Genomic DNA, 3059 nt, shown 5'->3' with positions numbered 1-3059 from the left:
GCTGATCGTGCGCCAGGCAGCGCCGGCACAGCGCCGCCACCTCCGGCGGCAGCCCCGGCACGCGCAGCTCGGGCGGCGGTCCCTCACGCCGCGCGTTCTCGATCTCCTCCCAGGTCCGCTCCGGGTACGGCGTGGCTCCGGTGAGCATCTCGAAGAGCAGCACGCCCAGGGAGTAGACGTCGCTCGCGGGATCGGCGACCCGGCCGGTCAGGCGTTCCGGCGCCACGTAGGGCGGGGTGCCGTACTCGCCGGTGCGGTCGTCGTCCTCCCCGATGAACGCCGCGATGCCGAAGTCGAGCAGCTTGGCGCCGTCCGAGGTCAGCAGCACGTTCTCGGCGGTGACGTCCCGGTGCACGACTCCCCGCTCATGGGCGGCGGCCAGGACGGTGGCGAGCCTCCCGGCGACCGCCACGGCCTCCGTCCAGGGCAGCGGCCCCTGGACGATCCGGTCGGCCAGCGGCCGCCCTTCCAGCAGCCGCATCACCACGTAGGCGGCGAGGCGGCCGTGGGAGGTCACGGTCTCGCCGTAGTCGTAGACCTCGATCGCGTCCGGGTGGATGAGGCGCGCGGTGGCCCGGGCCTCACGCCGGATGAGCTCGCGGTCCGTGCCGAGGTCCGCCTCCAGGATCTTGATCGCCACCATCCGCTGGAGGGACTGGTCGAACCCCCTCCAGACGACGCTCATGCCGCCCCGGCCGAGCTGCTCCATCAGCAGGTACCTGCGGGTGAGCACGTCGCCCGCGCGCAGTCCCCCGGGTTCAAGCAGATTCACGGACCACCAGCTCCGTCGGCAGCACCGGGTTGTTCCTGGTGCTCTCGGGAGAGTTCATCGACATCAGCAGCAGCCGGGTGGCGAGCGCGGCGAACTCCTCCACGGGCTGGCGCACCGTGGTCAGCGTGGGGGAGGTCCGCCGGGCGATGGGGGCGTCGTCGAAGCCGATCACGGCCACGTCGTCGGGCACCCGGCGGCCGGCGCGGCGCAGGGTCTGCACGGCCGCGGCGGCCATCACGTCGGAGGCGGCGAACACCGCGTCCAGGTGCGGCATCCTGCGCAGCAGCCACTGGGCGGCGTGCACGCCCGAGGAGTGGGTGAAGTCGCCGTACGCCACCGGGACGCCCGTCATGCCGGCCAGGGAGAGCGTCCGGGTGAAGCCCTCCAGCCGGTCCCGGGCGGCGGGGACGCCGCGGTCCCGCGATGGCGGCGATGGAGCGCCGCCCGCCGAGCAGCAGGTGCTCGGCGGCCTGCCTGCCGCCGTCGGCGTTGTCCATGTCCACGTACGGCAGGTCGATGCCGTCGGGGGCGCGGCCCGCACTCCGCACCGGGACGCCGGAGGCGGCCAGGGTCACCACGAGCGGGTGCCGCTCCCGCGCGCCGATCAGCAGGACGCCGTCGACGCCGCCGGCGACGAGCTGCGGGGTGGCGATGGTGGAGGTGGCCGAGGTGGCGGTCATCACGGTGAGGGGGATCCCCTGGCCGGTGAGTACCTCCTCCGCCGCGGTGATCATCCTCGCGTAGAACGGCTCGGTGAACAGCCGCTGTGCGGATTCGCAGACGACCACGGCCACGGTCTGGTCGCATCGCCGTCCGGATCCGCCCCGGGGCGCGCGGTGACGCACGTAACCGAGACGGGAGATCGCATCGTGCACCTGTCGTCGGGTCGAGGTGCTGACCCTGACAGAGCCTGTGAGGACCCGGGATGCCGTTGCCGGGGACACACCTGCTTCCGCGGCGACCTGGGCGAGTGTGGGCACATCAGACATAACTTCCTCCACACCTAGTTCCGTGCAGGTGGGAGCGCTCCCAGTGAACGTAGCATTGTTTCGGAACTGTCAACAGACGTTTCCGAAAAATCACGCGATGTCTGTCAGATGTTCTTGACCTTCCAGTCAGGAGCGAGCATCGACATGATGATCGAGTCATGCCGTTCCCCTTTCCAGAGGAGGGCGTCGCGGCGGATCCCCTCCTGGACGAAACCGACCTTCCGGTAGACATGGGCGGCCCGGTCGTTGAAGTCGAAGACCTCGAGCTCGATCCGGTGCAGGTCCGTGGCGGTGAACGCGTGATCGAGCACGAGCCGGATCGCCTCCGTGCCGTAACCCCGGCCGAACACGCGCGGGCCGACCAGCGCGATCCGCAGGTTGCAGGAGAGGTTGGCGGCGTCCAGGTCGTTGAGCACCACCTCGCCGACGTAGGAGTCGTCCTCGGCGGCGCAGATCGCCAGGTCCAGCCGGTCGTCGTGCTCGCCGCGGGAGCCGTACCAGAGTTCGGCGGCCTGGTAGGCGAACGTCCCGTGGGAGCCGGTCAGCCGCGCGATGTCCGGGTCGTTGACGAGCTCCCAGAGGCCGTCGACGTGCTCCGGTCCGACGGGCCGGAGCGTCACGCGCTCTCCGCGGAGGGTGGGTTTGCTGGCGAACATCACCCCGCGTGTCTACCGTCTCGGGGAGGTTACGGGCAAGCCCTTACCAAGGGGATGATCTTCACAGTGGGTGCGAAGCGTGTCTTTCCGGGTCCGTACCGGGCGCCGTACGCGGCGGGGCGGGGCGCAGTACGCGGCGGGGCGCCCGCGGGATCCTGCCAGGCGTCCTCGGGGGTTCTACCAGGGCCGTAGGGGCCCGAGCTGCCGCCCTTGCCGATCTCCCGTACGGCGGGCCGCACGTCGGCGAGGTAGATGCCCGCCGCGATGACGGACACGATGGTGAGGAAGCCGATGCCCGGGAGGTATCCCACGGCGGAGGCGAAGGAGAACAGCGCGGCGAGACTCAGGATGATCGTCCACAGCTGCTTGGTCTGCTTGCCGGTGACCGCGAAGGCCCGCGCCGGGGTCTTGATCGCATGGACGAGGGCCCAGGCCGAGAGGATGAAGGCCCCGATGCCCAGGATCAGGAAGATCAGGTCCAGGACACCGTAAATCTGGAACATCGTCCCTCCATGGGATCGCCGCGCCGGTCGCCCCCAGACTAGGCGATGCCGCGCACCCACAGGTAAGTCCTTCTCCCGGTCCGCGCCGCCCCGGTCCGCGCCGCCCCGGTCCGCGCCGCCCCCGGTCCGCGCCGCCCCG

At 71.0% G+C, this 3059-nt stretch carries 4 protein-coding genes and 1 pseudogene; all 5 read right to left on the bottom strand.

Annotated features, from left to right (window positions below; translation table 11 throughout):
* On the bottom strand, positions 1-772 hold a 772-nt coding region (locus ACWJ6R_RS33475; protein WP_449066058.1), incomplete at its 3' end, for a serine/threonine-protein kinase.
* The gene (locus ACWJ6R_RS33470) at positions 759-1313 is read right to left on the bottom strand and encodes a substrate-binding domain-containing protein (RefSeq protein ID WP_449066057.1); all 555 of its coding nucleotides are present in this window, start codon (positions 1311-1313) and stop codon (positions 759-761) included. The genes ACWJ6R_RS33475 and ACWJ6R_RS33470, both read right to left, overlap by 14 nt.
* Positions 1243-1761: pseudogene (locus ACWJ6R_RS33465) on the bottom strand (LacI family DNA-binding transcriptional regulator); the annotation flags it as partial. The pseudogene ACWJ6R_RS33465 and the gene ACWJ6R_RS33470, both read right to left, overlap by 71 nt.
* 104 nt (positions 1762-1865) lie before the next feature.
* Positions 1866-2381: a GNAT family N-acetyltransferase gene (locus ACWJ6R_RS33460; RefSeq protein ID WP_449066056.1), complete on the bottom strand. Its 516-nt coding sequence runs from the start codon at positions 2379-2381 to the stop codon at positions 1866-1868.
* Between the two features lie 65 nt (positions 2382-2446).
* The gene (locus tag ACWJ6R_RS33455; RefSeq protein WP_449066055.1) at positions 2447-2920 is read right to left on the bottom strand and encodes a DUF2516 family protein; all 474 of its coding nucleotides are present in this window, start codon (positions 2918-2920) and stop codon (positions 2447-2449) included.
* Between the last annotated feature and the right edge of the window lie 139 nt (positions 2921-3059).

Source organism: Planomonospora algeriensis (assembly GCF_977012225.1).
This window is presented reverse-complemented; position numbering and strand designations above follow the sequence as displayed.

What these genes read in the sequence shown, in the direction of transcription:
- ACWJ6R_RS33455 (WP_449066055.1), bottom strand. Translation starts at nt 2,920, where the DNA reads ATGTTCCAGATTTACGGTGTCCTGGACCTGATCTTCCTGATCCTGGGC.